The 15,094-nt window shown below is 43.7% G+C and carries 11 protein-coding genes; 1 reads left to right on the top strand and 10 read right to left on the bottom strand.

The window, feature by feature from the left end; all coding sequences use genetic code 11:
* The first annotated feature begins 180 nt into the window (after positions 1–180).
* On the top strand, positions 181–1,830 hold the full coding sequence (locus IM456_RS00210) for a PEP-CTERM sorting domain-containing protein (protein WP_287691792.1): 1,650 nt from the start codon (positions 181–183) through the stop codon (positions 1,828–1,830).
* Between the two features lie 292 nt (positions 1,831–2,122).
* Here the strand turns inward: IM456_RS00210 and IM456_RS00205 are convergent, their stop codons facing one another.
* The 10 genes from IM456_RS00205 to IM456_RS00160 all read right to left on the bottom strand — a co-directional run.
* Positions 2,123–2,569: a hypothetical protein gene (locus tag IM456_RS00205; protein ID WP_149987068.1), complete on the bottom strand. Its 447-nt coding sequence runs from the start codon at positions 2,567–2,569 to the stop codon at positions 2,123–2,125.
* 43 nt (positions 2,570–2,612) lie between these two features.
* Entirely contained in the window at positions 2,613–4,226 is a 1,614-nt protein-coding gene (locus IM456_RS00200; RefSeq protein ID WP_287691791.1) for an ABC transporter substrate-binding protein, read from the bottom strand.
* Between the two features lie 171 nt (positions 4,227–4,397).
* On the bottom strand, positions 4,398–5,318 hold the full coding sequence (locus tag IM456_RS00195; protein WP_287691789.1) for an FTR1 family iron permease: 921 nt from the start codon (positions 5,316–5,318) through the stop codon (positions 4,398–4,400).
* A gap of 33 nt (positions 5,319–5,351) precedes the next feature.
* Positions 5,352–5,786 (bottom strand): ferritin-like domain-containing protein, encoded by a 435-nt coding sequence (locus IM456_RS00190; RefSeq protein ID WP_002731529.1) that lies wholly within the window; start codon positions 5,784–5,786, stop codon positions 5,352–5,354.
* Between the two features lie 251 nt (positions 5,787–6,037).
* The gene (locus IM456_RS00185; RefSeq protein WP_149987070.1) at positions 6,038–6,898 is read right to left on the bottom strand and encodes a tetratricopeptide repeat protein; all 861 of its coding nucleotides are present in this window, start codon (positions 6,896–6,898) and stop codon (positions 6,038–6,040) included.
* Positions 6,899–7,294: 396 nt separating this feature from the next.
* Entirely contained in the window at positions 7,295–8,980 is a 1,686-nt protein-coding gene (ilvD, locus tag IM456_RS00180; protein WP_106909626.1) for a dihydroxy-acid dehydratase, read from the bottom strand.
* Positions 8,981–9,270: 290 nt separating this feature from the next.
* Positions 9,271–11,250, bottom strand: a complete 1,980-nt coding sequence (locus tag IM456_RS00175) for a CARDB domain-containing protein (RefSeq protein ID WP_287712716.1) — start codon at positions 11,248–11,250, stop codon at positions 9,271–9,273.
* A gap of 461 nt (positions 11,251–11,711) precedes the next feature.
* On the bottom strand, positions 11,712–12,665 hold the full coding sequence (locus IM456_RS00170; protein ID WP_287693253.1) for an RpnC/YadD family protein: 954 nt from the start codon (positions 12,663–12,665) through the stop codon (positions 11,712–11,714).
* 186 nt (positions 12,666–12,851) lie between these two features.
* Entirely contained in the window at positions 12,852–13,598 is a 747-nt protein-coding gene (locus IM456_RS00165) for a PEP-CTERM sorting domain-containing protein (RefSeq protein WP_287693252.1), read from the bottom strand.
* Positions 13,599–13,656: 58 nt separating this feature from the next.
* The coding region (locus IM456_RS00160) for a putative Ig domain-containing protein (protein WP_287693251.1) at positions 13,657–15,094 on the bottom strand (1,438 nt) is incomplete at its 5' end.

Below are 15,094 nucleotides of genomic sequence, written 5' to 3'. Positions count from 1 at the left end.
TTGACCCGCCTAACGGCGAGAAAAAAGTCAAAAAGGGGGAATAAATAATCAGTTTTTAATAACCAGATTTTGTATGACGGAGAGGAGTGTAAATATTTTAAAAATGTAGCTTAGAATACAGTTGTGGGGGGGGGGAATGTGTATCATTCCGCTATCTGCTATTACGGTTAGGTTGGGCTGTTGCTTGATCTGGCTGTGAGGGGCGATCATACTCAACTGTTGGGAAAAGCGGAAATAACAGCAAACCCTAAATACTCAATTCAAGATTATATGCCAATGATTAAAGTTATTTCTACAAAATGGGCAATCAGTGCTGCCAGCACTGCTATGACGGCTAGTGTTGTTACGATTATTGGAGGCTTTTCTCTTCCAAGTTTTGCTTTTACCATTGTTGGTCCTACAGGTGCTAATTATAGACCTTCTGTAGATTTGACGGAGTTAGTCATCGTACCATATGCACCAGGCGCATTAGTAGGAACAGTGAAGTTAAATCCTACTCAAGATCCTAAGTTACCAGAACCTTGGAAGAATCTTTATCTACCCCCTCCAGATGTAGGCGCCGATATTTTTGATGTTTTCGATGCTGATGCGGCAACTCAATTTGCTGGCTGGACAGCGAAACCGGGTGCTGCTTTAGGGGGAACTCTAACAATCAATACTTACCAAGCCATAGACTGTGGCACTCCAGTAACCCCAATAGACATCTTCGTTTGTGATGGAATATCGGTTCCTAGAGGAGCAGCCGCTATCATAGCAACTTATGCGAGAGGAGCAGCAGATCCTGCTATTCAAGACTTACGGTTTATTAACTTATTTACAGACAATACCGGAGCAAAGGGAGCATTAGTTAGTTATATCGATCCATTTCCCAATGATGACGATCTTCCCTGGTACTTTACAGAAGACCGAACAGAAGCAAATCAAGGACCAAAGACAGACCCTCCTACTATCCCTCCAACTACGATGAGGTTTTCGGATAAACCTTCAGATCCAATAGAAGAAATTCCATTTAGTCGGGTTGTTCGCTTTGAAACTTACTTAGCTACCTTTGATTTAGAGACTAAAGATGCTACTATCCACGATGGTTGGAGATGGGGCTATGATATAACCGCCCTATGTCCTGCACCTCGAAAAGCACCCAAGATAAAATCATTAGATATCTTAGCTACCGCTCAATCATCTGACGGTTGTGCGGACTTTGGTGACGCTCCTGATAGCTACTCTACATTGCTAAATTCAGACGGTCCATTTTATCGAGAAGGTGATTTACAAAGACTTGGAAATCTCTGGGAGACAGAGCCAGATGGTCAACCCACAGGGCAAGCAGATGGAGATGATAAGAGTATTTTAGGAAATTGTGCTTGTACCGATGGTCTCTTATTAGACGATGAAGATGGTGTAATTTTTGGAGACAGTTGGGTAGATGTAACTTTCAATATTAATCGACCCGATCCTAACCCCTATCAACTTCGTGCATGGTGGGACACTAATTACAATGGAGTCTTCGACCACACATCAGAACTCTACATTGATGATTTACTCACCCTAGCACCAGGCATCTTTACCAAGCGTTATAATCTAGGATTCAATCCCAAAGCAGATGGTCTTTATAGTCGCTTCCGCCTCACTTGGGACCCGTTAGATTTGGACGTGAAACCTTTTGGTGAATATTACTCTAAAGCAGACTGTAACACCACCGATGCAGCAGCAGGAAACTGTATATCTCATGGAGAAGTAGAAGACTACGTTCATGTTCCCGAACCCAGTTCTATCTTTGGACTTCTGGCTTTTACAGGACTCGGATTAATGGGACTTCGCAAGAAACGTTAATCCAACATATTTGGTTGGTAGTTCTGTTAGTTAGGGTTTGCTGAAAGAAGCTAGATACAATTGAGTAACGCACAGAAAATGGGTTTCTCGGAGAAACCCGTTTTCTACTCATGCACTCATGCAAAAAGGGGAATGAATAATCAGTCTTTAATAACCAGATTTAGTATAACTACCTCTTGCATGAGTGCCTATCCTCAGCCAGAAATTGATTTTGTCCGATTTTACTGTCCAGGGTCTGTAGGGTTGATTCATGAATCAACCCTACCCCACCAGAAATTGATTTTGTCCGATTTTACTGTGCGGGGGGAATAACTTCTAACGGAATACTTTCAGTTTCTCCATCTTTAGATGGATTGACATCGGGACTTTTTTCTGCATCTGGAGTTTTTTCCACCGCTTTGGTTTCTGAGGTGGGGGGATTTTCGGGGGGTACTTCTGGACTGGGGTTCTTTTCCGGGATGGGGGTGAATTCCACCGGGGTTTCGCTTTCAGGAGAGGGGGAAACTTCGGGGGAAGGTTCGCTATTGCGGGTGGTTTCCGGGGGAGTTTCTTTTATCCGGGGAGATTCTGGGGTAGTTGCGGGGGTAGTTGCGGGGGTGTCTTCGCTGATGTTTTGTTCTTCCTGGGGACAGGCTGCCGATTCTAAACCGAGATGACATCGGACTTCCTCCCGTCCCAAAGACACGGCAATTCCCGACACCGACATTAACAAAGCTAGGATGGGTAAGATATTGTTCATAAAATTAGACTTGATTCTACTCCTCGACATCACATTATCTATTTTAGATAGGATCGAATTGATATTGAGAACCCTTTGGCCCCTCATTGCCGCGATTAGCACGCACCAAGGGAACTTGGTTAAAAATGTTAAAATCCGTGGTGCTTCCCTGCAAGGTGATTCCTCGATTTAAAGTTTCGACTACAGTAGCACGGTCAGAACTTTTAGCGATCGCTTCCCCTAATACTTTCATGCTATCGTAGGCGGTAGCAGTACGCCAACTGACGCGACCGCGCCAACTTTTCAGCGCATCTTTGGCAAAAGGATCCGTTGCTTGGAAACTCCAAGGTACTGCTAGAACTAATCCGTCGATGCTATCTGCTCCTTGAATGAGGATATCGGGTGTATAAAGTTCATTTCCGCCTAATAAGAGCATTCCAGACGATTCTTGGGCAATAGCCACGGCTTGATCGATGCGATCGCCGTCTTTACTCAAGGCCAAAAATACCACCCTAGCGCCGGCTTGTTTTGCCTGATCTATGGCGGTTTTAGCGTTAAAATTGGCTTTGGTGGTGTCTATTGCCTTAACTATCTTGCCTCCAGGTTCCTTTATCGCTTTAGCAAAGGAATCCTTTAATTTTTGACTATAGGGACTATCGGAATTATAAAAAAGAACCACTGAGGGAGAATTCTCTTGCTGACTAGCATAATTAGCCAAAGTTTTGGCCACTGCTTCCAGATAACTGCCTAAAACTTCCTGAGACTTATCCTTAAGGGGAATGGTTTTCAGGGTTGATTTTCCCGTTTGACTAACACTGGTAGTCAGGGGAGAAAGAATCGCTAATCCTTCTTTTTCGTAACTTTCAATCGCTTTTTGACTAAAAGGATCGATTCCGTGGCCCATAACTGCCAAAACTTGACCGGATTGAATCAGATCATCAGCGATCGCTTTTGATTGTAACCCACCGCCATCATTAGCGATGACTATTTCCAAAGGATTACCCGGATTAGAATTATTAAACTCCTCTTGATACCTTGCCACACCTCGGAGAATTTCCTTGGCGCTGTTGGGGTCGTTAGCGATGGGGACAACAACGGCTATAGTCTTTTGATTACCTTTTTGTCTGGCTTTGGCGTTATTGTAATAGATTTTGCCCTCCGGATCGTTTGCTTGGGGAGTGGCCGCCAGTTGGTAAGATGCGATCGCATTTGACCAATCTTCCTTTTTAAAGGCCGCTGCGCCTTTTTCTTTGTTAGGAGTGGAATTAAGCAGTATTTTCTCACCTTGGCTAAATAAATCGGGATTTTTAGCCGTATTACTCACAAAAGTTGCCTTGGTTTGCTTGTCTGGGGTTTTTTCCCGGACGACTGGGGAAGTATCGGGTTTGGGGATGAGCATTTGCAATAGACTCCAACCCCCTAAACCTGCGGTTAAAGCGGTAATTATCAAAGCGAAGGGAAGTAACCAGTTCGATTTTTGGCCGACTCTAGTTGTACCCCCCGGGGACACCACAACCGTGGTTTTAACTGTCGTTGTTACGGGATCCATCGCTTCCCTAGGCAGGCCACAGATAGGACAATCAGGAGTAGTATTTTCGCAGGGTTCATGACCTCCCGCAATCGCTTGCGGATAAGTTTTACCATCTTTAGGGATACCGTCACATTGCCAAGTAGTCATAATCAGTTATCAGTATTCAGTTATCAGTTATCAGTGGGTAAGTTAACAGTTATCAGTGGGTAAGTTAACAGTTATCAGTGGGTAAGTTAACAGTTATCAGATGTGAGTTTTTAAGTGTGCAGTATTAAATAGAAGTTTCCTACTGTCTTTTTACTGTTTACTGTTTACTGATCACTGTTTACTGATCACTGTTTGAGGACGTTGTCGTAAGCTTTGGAAATAGAGGCCACCGATAAGCATTAAAAAGAGGATATAAGCAACAATTTGACTGATATAGAGGTTTTGACGATAACCAAACAGGGATTTAAGGAGGAGTCCGGGGAAAGTGCGATCGCTCAAAATTTGGGAACCGTCCCAAACTTGAAAACCGAGAAGACAGGAGGAGGGAAGAGAAGGACAGAAATGGCGATAAAAAGGGTCAATTTCACTTAAAAGACTGATTCCTGCGTCGATATGTTTCAAAACACCGATGAGTAATCCCGCAACGATTAAGAGGAGGAAAGTCCCCATAATTTGGAAAAAGAGACGGATATTAATTTTTACTCCCCCTGCAAATAGGAGAATTCCCAACAAGGTTGCGACACTTAACCCCGCTATCGCGCCGAGGGTTTGTATCTGCCAATCTTTTTGGAATTGGGCCAGGATAAAGAGGACAGTTTCAAATCCCTCCCGCAAGACAGCGATAAAAACGAGCAGAAAAATCGCTTTTCCTGCCCCATTTTCCGATTTTAAACCCGCTTTTACCGCACTTTCTACCTCAGATTTCAAAGATTTGGCCTGTTGAGTCATCCAAATTAACATCCAACTCAACATCAAAACGGCAATCAGTCCAAAAGTGGCGGCCAGTAATTCCTTGAGCATTGGTACGAATGGACTAGGAGAAGCATCCACTTGAAAAAGGATTCCCCCTAGCAAAATACCGACCAAAACACTAGCGACCACTCCCGCACCAATACCACGATACACCCATGAGTTAAGTTGCGATCGACCCGATTTTTGTAAACAAGCGAGGACAATTCCCACCACTAAAGCGGCCTCGAAACCTTCCCGGAGAGTGATAATAAAAGTGGGTAAAGCGGAACTAAGATTCATAAGCTAGTGGATAAACTCTAGCTTGATCCTAGCTTAAGCAAAATCCCGCAGCATCTTGCGAATTTCCAGATTGTGTAATTCTTCTTGTCCGATCATACCGCGAGCGAATTCTTCTAGGTAAATACTGGCATCTTCGACGGTTTCTAGGAGTGCTTTGTACAAATCAAGGGATTTTTTCTCATGATTGAGGCTCTCACTCAAGATTGCTTTGATATTGTGTTCATAGCTTTCCTCGATTGGGGCAATTTTTAAGCTAGGATGACCTTCTAAACCGGTGAGAATTTCCCCAACTTGTTGCGCGTGGGTGAGGGACTCCGTGGCCTGAGTCTGGAAAAATTGGACGATAGGGATGCGATGGGGACCTGTCACCATCAGGGAATAGTGGGTGTAACGGACAACTCCCGCTAGTTCAAATTCCATGATTTCGTTTAGTTGTTCGATGGTTTTGTCTCTGTCTAGTTCTCGCATAAGATTCTCAATAATTTGTCTCTAATTGCAATTGTAGCTAATCCAGACTGGCTAAATGAATCTAAAAACCTTGTTGGCTAATATCTTTAGGCTTTTTTGCCATCAAAAAAGTGCCAGATATGGGAGTGATCAGGGGGAAAATTTAGGCACTTTTTCCCTGAAAATGCCTAAAACCCTACACCCCAGACCCCACGACAAACCTTTTCAGCAAACCCTAGGTACTGAATCGAGGTGATCGAGTCAAAAAGATTTTAGCTGGGGGAATAGCAACTCAAGAGGTCATTAAAGGTTTCATTTTGCCTTAAACCATCGAAAACAAAGTTATTACGCACTAATTCGCCACATATATCCGGTTCTATGTCCATGGCTTCGCGTAAACAGTCGATCGCTTTTTGTTGTTGACCGAGGGCGGCATAACAGCAGGCGGCATTATACCACGCATAGCGATCATCTCGATCGATTTTTAACGATTCTTCATAACAGGCGATCGCTTCTGGTAAACGCTGTAATGCTTGTAAGATCACACCCTGTTGATACCAAGACCAGTAATCTTTCGGTCGGATGTCGAGGGCGGTACGATAATTAAATAAGGCCTCTTGGGGATTGCCCCAATCCCGGAAAGCGTCGCCGCGACGATACCAGGCCCAATAATCCCGGGGTCGCGCCCCCAGGGCCAGATCATAGGAAGTAATAGCGCGTTCGTAGTTTTTGAGCAATCGATAGGCATCCCCTTGCCGGTAGGCCGCCCAATAGTCCCCCGGACTGTGACTTAGGGCCCGTTGAAAACAAGCGATCGCTTTTTCGTAGTCCTTTAATTCCTGTAGATAAACACAACCTTGATCGTACCAAGCCCAATAGTTATCATCCTTTACCTGTGCAGCGTTAGCGTAACTTTGAGCCGCTTCTTCATACATTCCCAAGTCTTCTAGTATCATACCCCTTTTGTACCATGCCCAATAATCATCTGGATAATATTCTAAGGCTTTTTCGTAGCTGATTAAGGCTCCAAAATAGTCCATTCTTTCTTTTAAAATATTGCCTTGGTCATACCAGTCCCGATAGGTATCTGGACGGCATTCGAGCGCTCGATAGACAGTGAGTAGATAGGTCATAGTCATTAATCTTTAACGGAGTCAGGAGTCGGTCGTCAGGAGTCAGGAGGCAGGAGAATTAAGAATGAGCATTAATTAGGGCTGGCTGAATAAATGTGAAATGTAGGCCAGGTAAGGGTTTTGTGGCTTTACGAGCGAAACAGGTGCCAGATTTTGAGAGAATCATGCTTCAAAACCTTGTGTCTTCATCGGCCCGCGTCCTGTAGGGGCGAAGCATTCGGGCAATAACCTATCGGTGAAACCGTAGATTTTCTATCCGAATGCTTCGCCCCTACTTTTTGCCGCAAACCCTAATTAGAGCCGTCAGTCTTATCAGTTATCAGTTATCAGTGGGGGTGTTCGGTGGGCAGTGGGGGAAATGGCGATCGCAATTGATCGCCATTCCTAGTTATACTTTTAGAACAGATTCAGATCCGTTAAAGCGCCGAGACTGCTAGAAGAGACTAACTTGGCGAATTTGCCGAGAATTCCCGTTTTATAGCGTGGGGGACGCGGTTGCCAATGGTTACGACGACGGGTTAATTCTTCCTCCGATACATTTAAACTCAAGAGACGCTGACGAGCATCAATAGTGATTTGATCCCCTTCTTCTACTAGGGCAATTGTACCACCCACCGCCGCTTCTGGAGCGACGTGACCGACCACCATGCCATAGGTTCCCCCGGAAAAACGACCATCGGTAATTAATCCCACGGAATCCCCTAAACCGGCGCCGATAATTGCCGAAGTGGGGGCTAACATTTCCCGCATACCCGGTCCGCCTACCGGTCCCTCGTAACGGACAACCACCACATCCCCGGCTTTAATTTTTCCGGCTAAAATTGCCTCTAAACAGGTTTCTTCCGACTCAAACACCCGCGCGGGTCCGGTGATGACCGGAGTTTTCACGCCGCTGATTTTGGCCACAGACCCCTCCGTGGCCAGATTTCCTTTTAAAATGGCTAAATGACCCTCTTTATAGACAGGATTGCTAAAAGGACGGATAACATCTTGGCCTGAGGGCGGTTGGTCGGGAATATCGGCTAAAATCTCGGCGATAGTCTGACCGCTAATGGTAAGGGCATCCCCGTGCAGTAAACCATTAACCAGCAGAATTTTCATCACTTGGGGAATACCGCCGGCTTTATGCAGATCTACGGTAACGTAACGCCCGGAGGGTTTAAGATCGCAGATAACCGGTACACGCTGGCGGATGGTTTCAAAATCATCGATCGATAATTCTACCCCGATGGTGCGGGAAATGGCTAAAAGGTGCAGCACAGCGTTAGTGGAACCTCCCACCGCCATAATTACCGAAATGGCGTTTTCAAAGGCTTTACGGGTCAAGATTTGGCTAGGTAGAATCTGTTTTCTAACCGCCTCGACCAAAACCTTGGCCGATTCTTCGGTACTATCGGCTTTTTCTGCATCTTCGGCGGCCATGGTCGAGGAGTAGGGTAAACTCATCCCCATGGCTTCAAAAATGGAAGACATGGTATTAGCAGTAAACATCCCACCACAGGAACCGGCCCCGGGGCAAGCGTTGCGTTCAATTCCGATGAGGTCTTCTTCACTGATTTTACCAGCGCTGTACTGTCCCACGGCTTCAAAGGAACTGACCACGGTTAAATCGCAATCTTTGTAGCGCCCCGGTTTAATCGTGCCACCATAGACGAAAATAGCGGGAATATTCATCCGGGCCATGGCAATCATTGCCCCCGGCATATTTTTGTCACAACCCCCGATAGCGAGGACTCCATCGAGACTTTGACCATTACAGACGGTTTCAATGGAATCGGCGATTACTTCCCTAGAAACGAGAGAATATTTCATCCCTTCTGTTCCCATGGAAATCCCGTCACTAATGGTGATAGTCCCGAAAAGTTGCGGCATTCCCCCCGCTAATCTGGTGGCTGCTTCGGCACGCATTGCTAAATCATTAATTCCCATGTTACAGGGGGTAATGGTGCTAAATCCGTTAGCGATGCCGATGATTGGTTTGCTAAAGTCCTCATCCCCAAAACCTACCGCTCTTAACATGGCCCGATTAGGACTGCGTTGGGTACCTTGGGTAACAATGCGACTTCTGTAGTTATCTGCCATAACTTTATCTTTCTCCAATGGCGGCTGATGTGTGCGATCGCTGCTCGAGTTCTCCAATCGCACCTTTATTTCTATTTTCTGACTTTTGGCCGCTCTGAGCAGGTTTTGGGACAGCCCATGTCTAAAGAAAATATAAAACTGCGGGAGTATTCAGGGGACAGCAGGCAGCGGCGGGAGTGTATCATCGATTTGAAAAAAGCGGGAAATCCTGTTTAAAAGGCCCAGAAAAGTAGGCAATGCCTAGAAAAAAAACAGTTATCCCGATGATTGCCTACTCCCTTTAATGATGCTTAGAAAACCACAAAATTGCTGGCAGTTAAAGCTAAAGTTGGAGAAAGTGTCGCAATTTGGCTGGCTGCTGTTGTTCCTGTACCATCAATGTCGTACCATAATTGACCATTACTGGCATTATAAATAAAACGATGAGCAGAGGTCGTCGCTGATGTTCCGGTAGTAAACTGGGTATTTAGTAACGTACCAACCGTTAAACCGCCACTAAATCCACTCCGAGATACCAAAATCGTGTCATCTAGCACATTAAAGTCGGTAATCGTGTCAATGCCTTCCGTGCGGGAGTTATAGCGGAAGAAATCACGGCCACTTCCTCCTGTCAAGCTGTCATTTCCTGTCCCTCCTATGAGAGTATCATCGCCATTTCCGCCGAGTAGGGTATCATTTCCATTTCCCCCATTAAGGCTATCATTACCATCCAACCCAGAAAGAAGATTTGCACCTGAATTTCCCGTTATCACATTATTGCCATTGTTCCCCGTGCCATTAATCGCTGTACTACCTGTTAAGGTGAGATTTTCAAGGTTATCGGCCAAGGTATAACTAATGGAGGCGGAAACCGTATCTGTTCCTGCACTATCAATAATCACATCGTTGACGTTATCAATAGTATAAGTATCGTTTCCTGCTCCTCCGTCTAGGGTATCTACCCCTGCTTTGCCGTCTAGTTTATCGTTCCCTGCATCGCCTAGGAGGTAATTATTGCCGTTATTGCCGATAATTGTGTTATTAAAGGTGTTTCCTGTACCATTTAAGTTACCATTCCCAGTTAAGGTTAGATTTTCTAATCCCGCTGCTAGGGTATAACTAAAGGGGGCAATAACCGTATCTGTTCCTGCACTATCAATAATCACATCATTGACGTTATCCACATAATAGACATCATTGCCATTGCCTCCTTCGAGAGAATCCGAACCCAGTCCTCCATTTAGGGTATCGTTTCCGGCTAATCCTTGTAGGGTGTCGTTTCCGTCTGCACCGACAAGATTGTCATTGCCAGATGTGCCTGTAATGAGTATACCTTTCGTCACTTGGTTGACGGTAATGGTAAAGGTATCCTCAATAAATAAACCTTTCGATGTTCCTCTGATGGTAATTTGAGCCGTTCCAAACTGATTTTCGAGATAATCTAGGATTAATTGGTTATTAACGATAGTTGCTGTCACCAAGCTAGTATTTGTGTTAGATAACACACTCTTAGTAATTAGATCTCCATCGGGGTCACTAAAGACGGGGGTTAAATCAATAACCGTATTGGCTGCATCTTCGTCAACATTGACATCTGTAATCGGATTGAGGACAGTTGGTGGATTATCTACTATATCAAGTGCTTGAGCATAAACGTTATCGTTTTCGTTTGATTCTGTTTGGTAGTTATAAGCATCTGTCTTAAATAATAAATAGCCACTTCCCGCTACATAACTAGGTAAGGTAACGGTACTACTTGCTGTATAGGTTTCATTCGGTTCTAAGGGTAAGCCGTTGCTACTATAGATAAATTTATCGGTAAGATAAATATCATCACTATCCCCATAGATATTATTGGTGGAGAAGACTACCTGGTCATACCAGTACCAGTAGGAATTTGTGGCAGCAATCGAACTGTCATTTTTCCCTGTCCAAGATAAGGTAATACTCTGACCAGCACCAGCGGCAGTGGGAGCGGTGACATCAGTAATAATTAAATTGGGTAGAGCTATATCAAGTGCTTGAGCATAAACGTTATCGTTTTCGTTTGATTCTGTTTGGTAGTTATAAGCATCTGTCTTATATAATAAATAGCCACTTCCCGCTACATAACTAGGTAAGGTAACGGTACTACTTGCTGTATAGGTTTCATTGGGTTCTAAGGGTAAGCCATCGCTACTGTAGATAAGTTTTTGAGTAAGATAAATATCATCACTATTAGTGACCGTATAAGTAGTCCACTGATTGGGGGTTGCAGTTGTCGTTTCCGGTACCGACAGAGGATTATTCATATCCTTAGCTCCAAGACAAAGAAGTTTAATACCGAGGCGTTCATCATTGACTATTTCTCTGGGAGTATAGACTAAGCTACCTAGCTATGTCAAGAAGTTTTTAGTAACTTCACAGGAACCTTAAAAAAACTTAACCAATTATTACTTCTATATCCTGGGTTATAAATGTTGGGATTATCTGGGCTGCTACAGGTAATGCGATGTTTATATTCTTAGGTTGTGTTAATAGCTTAATTTCTAGGGTTTTCATAGTCTAAAAACAATGGTTATCCTCTTGTGTGAATAGGAGGAAAATCTAAGCTGGTATCTCCAATTCAGTCGCTCGTAACTAGATAAGAGAAACTGTAGCGATTAATAAGTGCCTAAGCAAAATTAATTACACATTTAAGCCGCTACTCCGTCACTAAACACAGAAAACGGGTTTCTTGAAGAAACCCGTTTTCTTGGGCGACAAACCAGAATTATTCAGGTTTGATTAACTGATTTAAATAGTCCTGAAAATCTGAGATTGAGTCAAGAGTAATCGCTTGTCTTAAGAGATTTTTTAGAAGAGAAGTGTCTTGAATTTGGCTAATCTTATTAACCAGTTCAGAAGGCACATTCTCAAAGCGAATCTCAAGGGCATCAATGACAGATTCTCGAGCTTTTTGAATCATCCCTTTTTCCATTCCCATTCTTTCAACACTGGTAATATAAGGCATTCGTTTTTCCTCCTCGTACTGATTTAATTCCTGTTGAAACTCTTGTTCTAATTCAGTGGGTAAGCTCATCAGCCAATCGATAAACTTAAAGAGGTTGATAATATCCTCTCGTTGATAACCCTGTTCGTACAACCGTTTAGTTAATGCTAATTTCGCTTCTTTGCGCTTTTTTCGGTTTTGCCGAGTTTCTAAAGCTTGGAGATGCGCCATCACGACTGTAGCAAAAGGATTGCGGTTGGCTGCTAAAGCTGACCACTGCTGCTTAAATTCTAGCAACTTGACGACCGGAAAGCGAAAACTCACTTGACAATCAAATAACTCACGCTCAAATTGATTGGGTCGCCAAGAAGCATTATCATCACCTAAAACTGCCAAACTCGCTACTGAACGCCTGTAACGATCATAAATGCGATAGTAATAGATAAACATCCGTTCAGCAAAGTCAATTTCTCGCTGACCCTGGATTTCTATGTGGATTAAAACCCAGGTCTCTTCTCCCGCCATACGATAAATTTTCACCAACTTATCGACGAGACGTTTGCCTAACTCAGCATCCCGCACCACTTGTTGAAGTTCTTTGTCGAGAAATTCAAAGCCTTGATTCCAATCAATACCCGCGTGAGCTTGAGGAAAAAAGAAGGAAACAAAGTCTTCAAAGTAGATTTCTAAGACATCTTTCCAAGGAGTATCAAAATCAGTATTTGGGTTATTCATTTCAGTTATCAGTTATCAGTTATCAGTTATCAGTTATCAGTTATCAGTTATCAGTTATCAGTTATCAGTTATCAGTTATCAGTTATCAGTTATCAGTTATCTTGAAGCACCGAAGCAATTTTTGTGATATACTGACGCAGAAAAAGGGTTTCTTTAAGAAACCCTTTTTCTTGATAGCGGGTGATGTTAACAATTATTGCGCTTGCACTTGCTGGCTAATCCTAGGGTTAATAATAGTCCGAAAAGAGTATCAGGTTCAGGAACTTTGGCAATATTAGTAAGCTTGATATTATCAACTAATAAAGCCGAATTGATAGTGTTATCTCCTCCCCCTGTCTTATCCACATCAACTACCCCAAACCCTAAAGTATAATTTCCAGTCACCGATATTGGTATCGTGTAGGTTTGATAACCTGTTTCTTTCTTTAAATGGGAAAAAGAGGGATTAACTGGAAAACTAGATTGAATATCCGCCAAAGAATATAAGGTATTATTAAGGGTAAAAAAAGCGAAATCGCTGTAATCTACATTAGCCGCATCTTCATCAGTCAGAAAATTCCAAGAAAAGCTGAAAATATCGCCAGTATTAGCAGTAATAGCCTGTTTGATAGCCGAGCCTTCAATCACCCCCAGATTGCTTAACTCATTACCTGATAAGCCGAGAAATGATTCTAAATCATTAGCCTTAGTCAAAGATTGACTGTCATCACAAGCACCGATAAAAAGACAAGTTTGTAACACTGCTTGATAACTTCCGTTAACCGGTGTAACCTGAAAACCTGAAGTTTCAACGCTCGCTTGTCCACTGGTATTCCAGTCAGAAAAATTACCAGTTTCAAAACTTCCATTGACAACAGCGGCGTGGGAGGCTTCAAGATTAGAAGCCAGCAAACTAGCAACAGTAATTAAGGTTAAAGTTGGGAGTTTAAACATGAGTAATTTTCCTGATATATGGTTAATTGCGAGATGGAATATTTCGCTGGCTGTTTACTTAAGCTTGGAGAAAAATGTCATTCTCACTTAACTGTGGGATGCCGTTGAAGGTGGCAAAAAGTGCGCCATTACCTAATCCTGCTGTGGCACCGTTTTGATTGTAGAACAGATTACCTGTTGCTAAATTGTAAACGATTTTAGCATTACTGGAACCAACTAGATTTAGTTCGTTAGCAGCATCATTGATGGTGGCAAATTCGGCGGTTTGTAAGCTATTGCCGACGGTACTGATAAGAGCATTGAAGGAGGTTTTACTCAGGATAATTTTGTCACTTCCTTTGATAAAGTCATTGATACTATCAACTCCAAAATCACTGGTATTAAAGATAGCACCACTGCCAAAGAGGAATGAGTCGCTGCCATCGCCGCCGGTGAGAACATCATTTCCTTTTCCACCCATGAGAGTATCGTTACCGGCGCCGCCGAGGAGAGTGTCATTGCCATCTAATCCCTTGAGTAGGTTATTGCCACTGTTACCGGTGATGAGATTATCTAGATTGTTACCTGTCCCGTCGATGTTGGCGTTACCTGTCAGGGTGATATTTTCGATGTTGACAGTGAGAGTGTAATTTACAGAAGATTTGACGGTGTCTTGTCCTTGGCCAGCATTTTCAATGGCTACGTCACGGCTGCTATCGACAATGTAGGTATCGTCACCGGGACCGCCTGCGAGTCGGTCATTTCCTGTGCCGCCATCGAGAATATCATTGCCTTCACCGCCGTTGACGGTATCGTTACCGGCACTGGCGTTGATGTAGTCGTCGCCGCTAGTACCGTTGACGGTTTCACTACTGCTGTCGCCGTTGACGGCGTTGAGAACTTCCAGGATGAAGCTGTCAGCAGCGGTCTCTCCGGCTGGGTCGCTGGCGATTACTGTAAGGTTATAAGTGCCGGAAGCAGTATCTGAGGGAGTGCCACTGAAGGTTCCCGTGGCGGCATCGAAGGTTATTCCACTGGGGAGGACTGTTTCTGTTGCTAGGGTGTAGGTGAGATTATCGCCGTCAATATCTGTGAAGGTATTAGCGGGAATGGTGAAGTTGAAGGGTTGATTTTCTGTGGCGGTTTGATTGGCTATTTCCTGTTGCAATGTGGGTGCATCATTGACAGATGCGACTGTTATGGTGAAGCTATCGTCAACAGTTTTACCATTCGATGTCCCCCGAATTGTAATATTAGCTGTCCCAGATTGATTATCTTGATAGTCGAGGGTTAACTGATTGTCAACGATGGTAGCAGTGACTAATCCCGGATTACTATTGACGAATACTGATTTAACAATTAAAGCGATGTCATTATCAATATCAGTGAAGACATTGCTTATATCAATGACGGTATTAGCTGCATCTTCATTAACATTGACATCTGTAATCGGATTGAGGACAGTTGGTGGATTATCTACTACACCGACATTGACAACGAAAGTATCGTCAACAGTT

It is taken from the genome of Microcystis sp. M079S1 (genome assembly GCF_020246425.1).
GTDB classification, from domain to species: domain Bacteria; phylum Cyanobacteriota; class Cyanobacteriia; order Cyanobacteriales; family Microcystaceae; genus Microcystis; species Microcystis aeruginosa.
The sequence above is the reverse complement of the archived record's forward strand: the minus strand, read 5'-3'. Positions and strand labels throughout refer to the sequence as shown.

Coding starts and splice junctions, on each gene's coding strand:
- IM456_RS00205 (WP_149987068.1), bottom strand. CDS start 2,569: ATGAACAATATCTTACCCATCCTAGCTTTGTTAATGTCGGTGTCGGGA.
- IM456_RS00200 (WP_287691791.1), bottom strand. CDS start 4,226: ATGACTACTTGGCAATGTGACGGTATCCCTAAAGATGGTAAAACTTAT.
- IM456_RS00195 (WP_287691789.1), bottom strand. CDS start 5,318: ATGAATCTTAGTTCCGCTTTACCCACTTTTATTATCACTCTCCGGGAA.
- IM456_RS00190 (WP_002731529.1), bottom strand. CDS start 5,786: ATGCGAGAACTAGACAGAGACAAAACCATCGAACAACTAAACGAAATC.
- IM456_RS00185 (WP_149987070.1), bottom strand. CDS start 6,898: ATGACCTATCTACTCACTGTCTATCGAGCGCTCGAATGCCGTCCAGAT.
- ilvD (WP_106909626.1), bottom strand. CDS start 8,980: ATGGCAGATAACTACAGAAGTCGCATTGTTACCCAAGGTACCCAACGC.
- IM456_RS00175 (WP_287712716.1), bottom strand. CDS start 11,250: ATGAATAATCCTCTGTCGGTACCGGAAACGACAACTGCAACCCCCAAT.
- IM456_RS00170 (WP_287693253.1), bottom strand. CDS start 12,665: ATGAATAACCCAAATACTGATTTTGATACTCCTTGGAAAGATGTCTTA.
- IM456_RS00165 (WP_287693252.1), bottom strand. CDS start 13,598: ATGTTTAAACTCCCAACTTTAACCTTAATTACTGTTGCTAGTTTGCTG.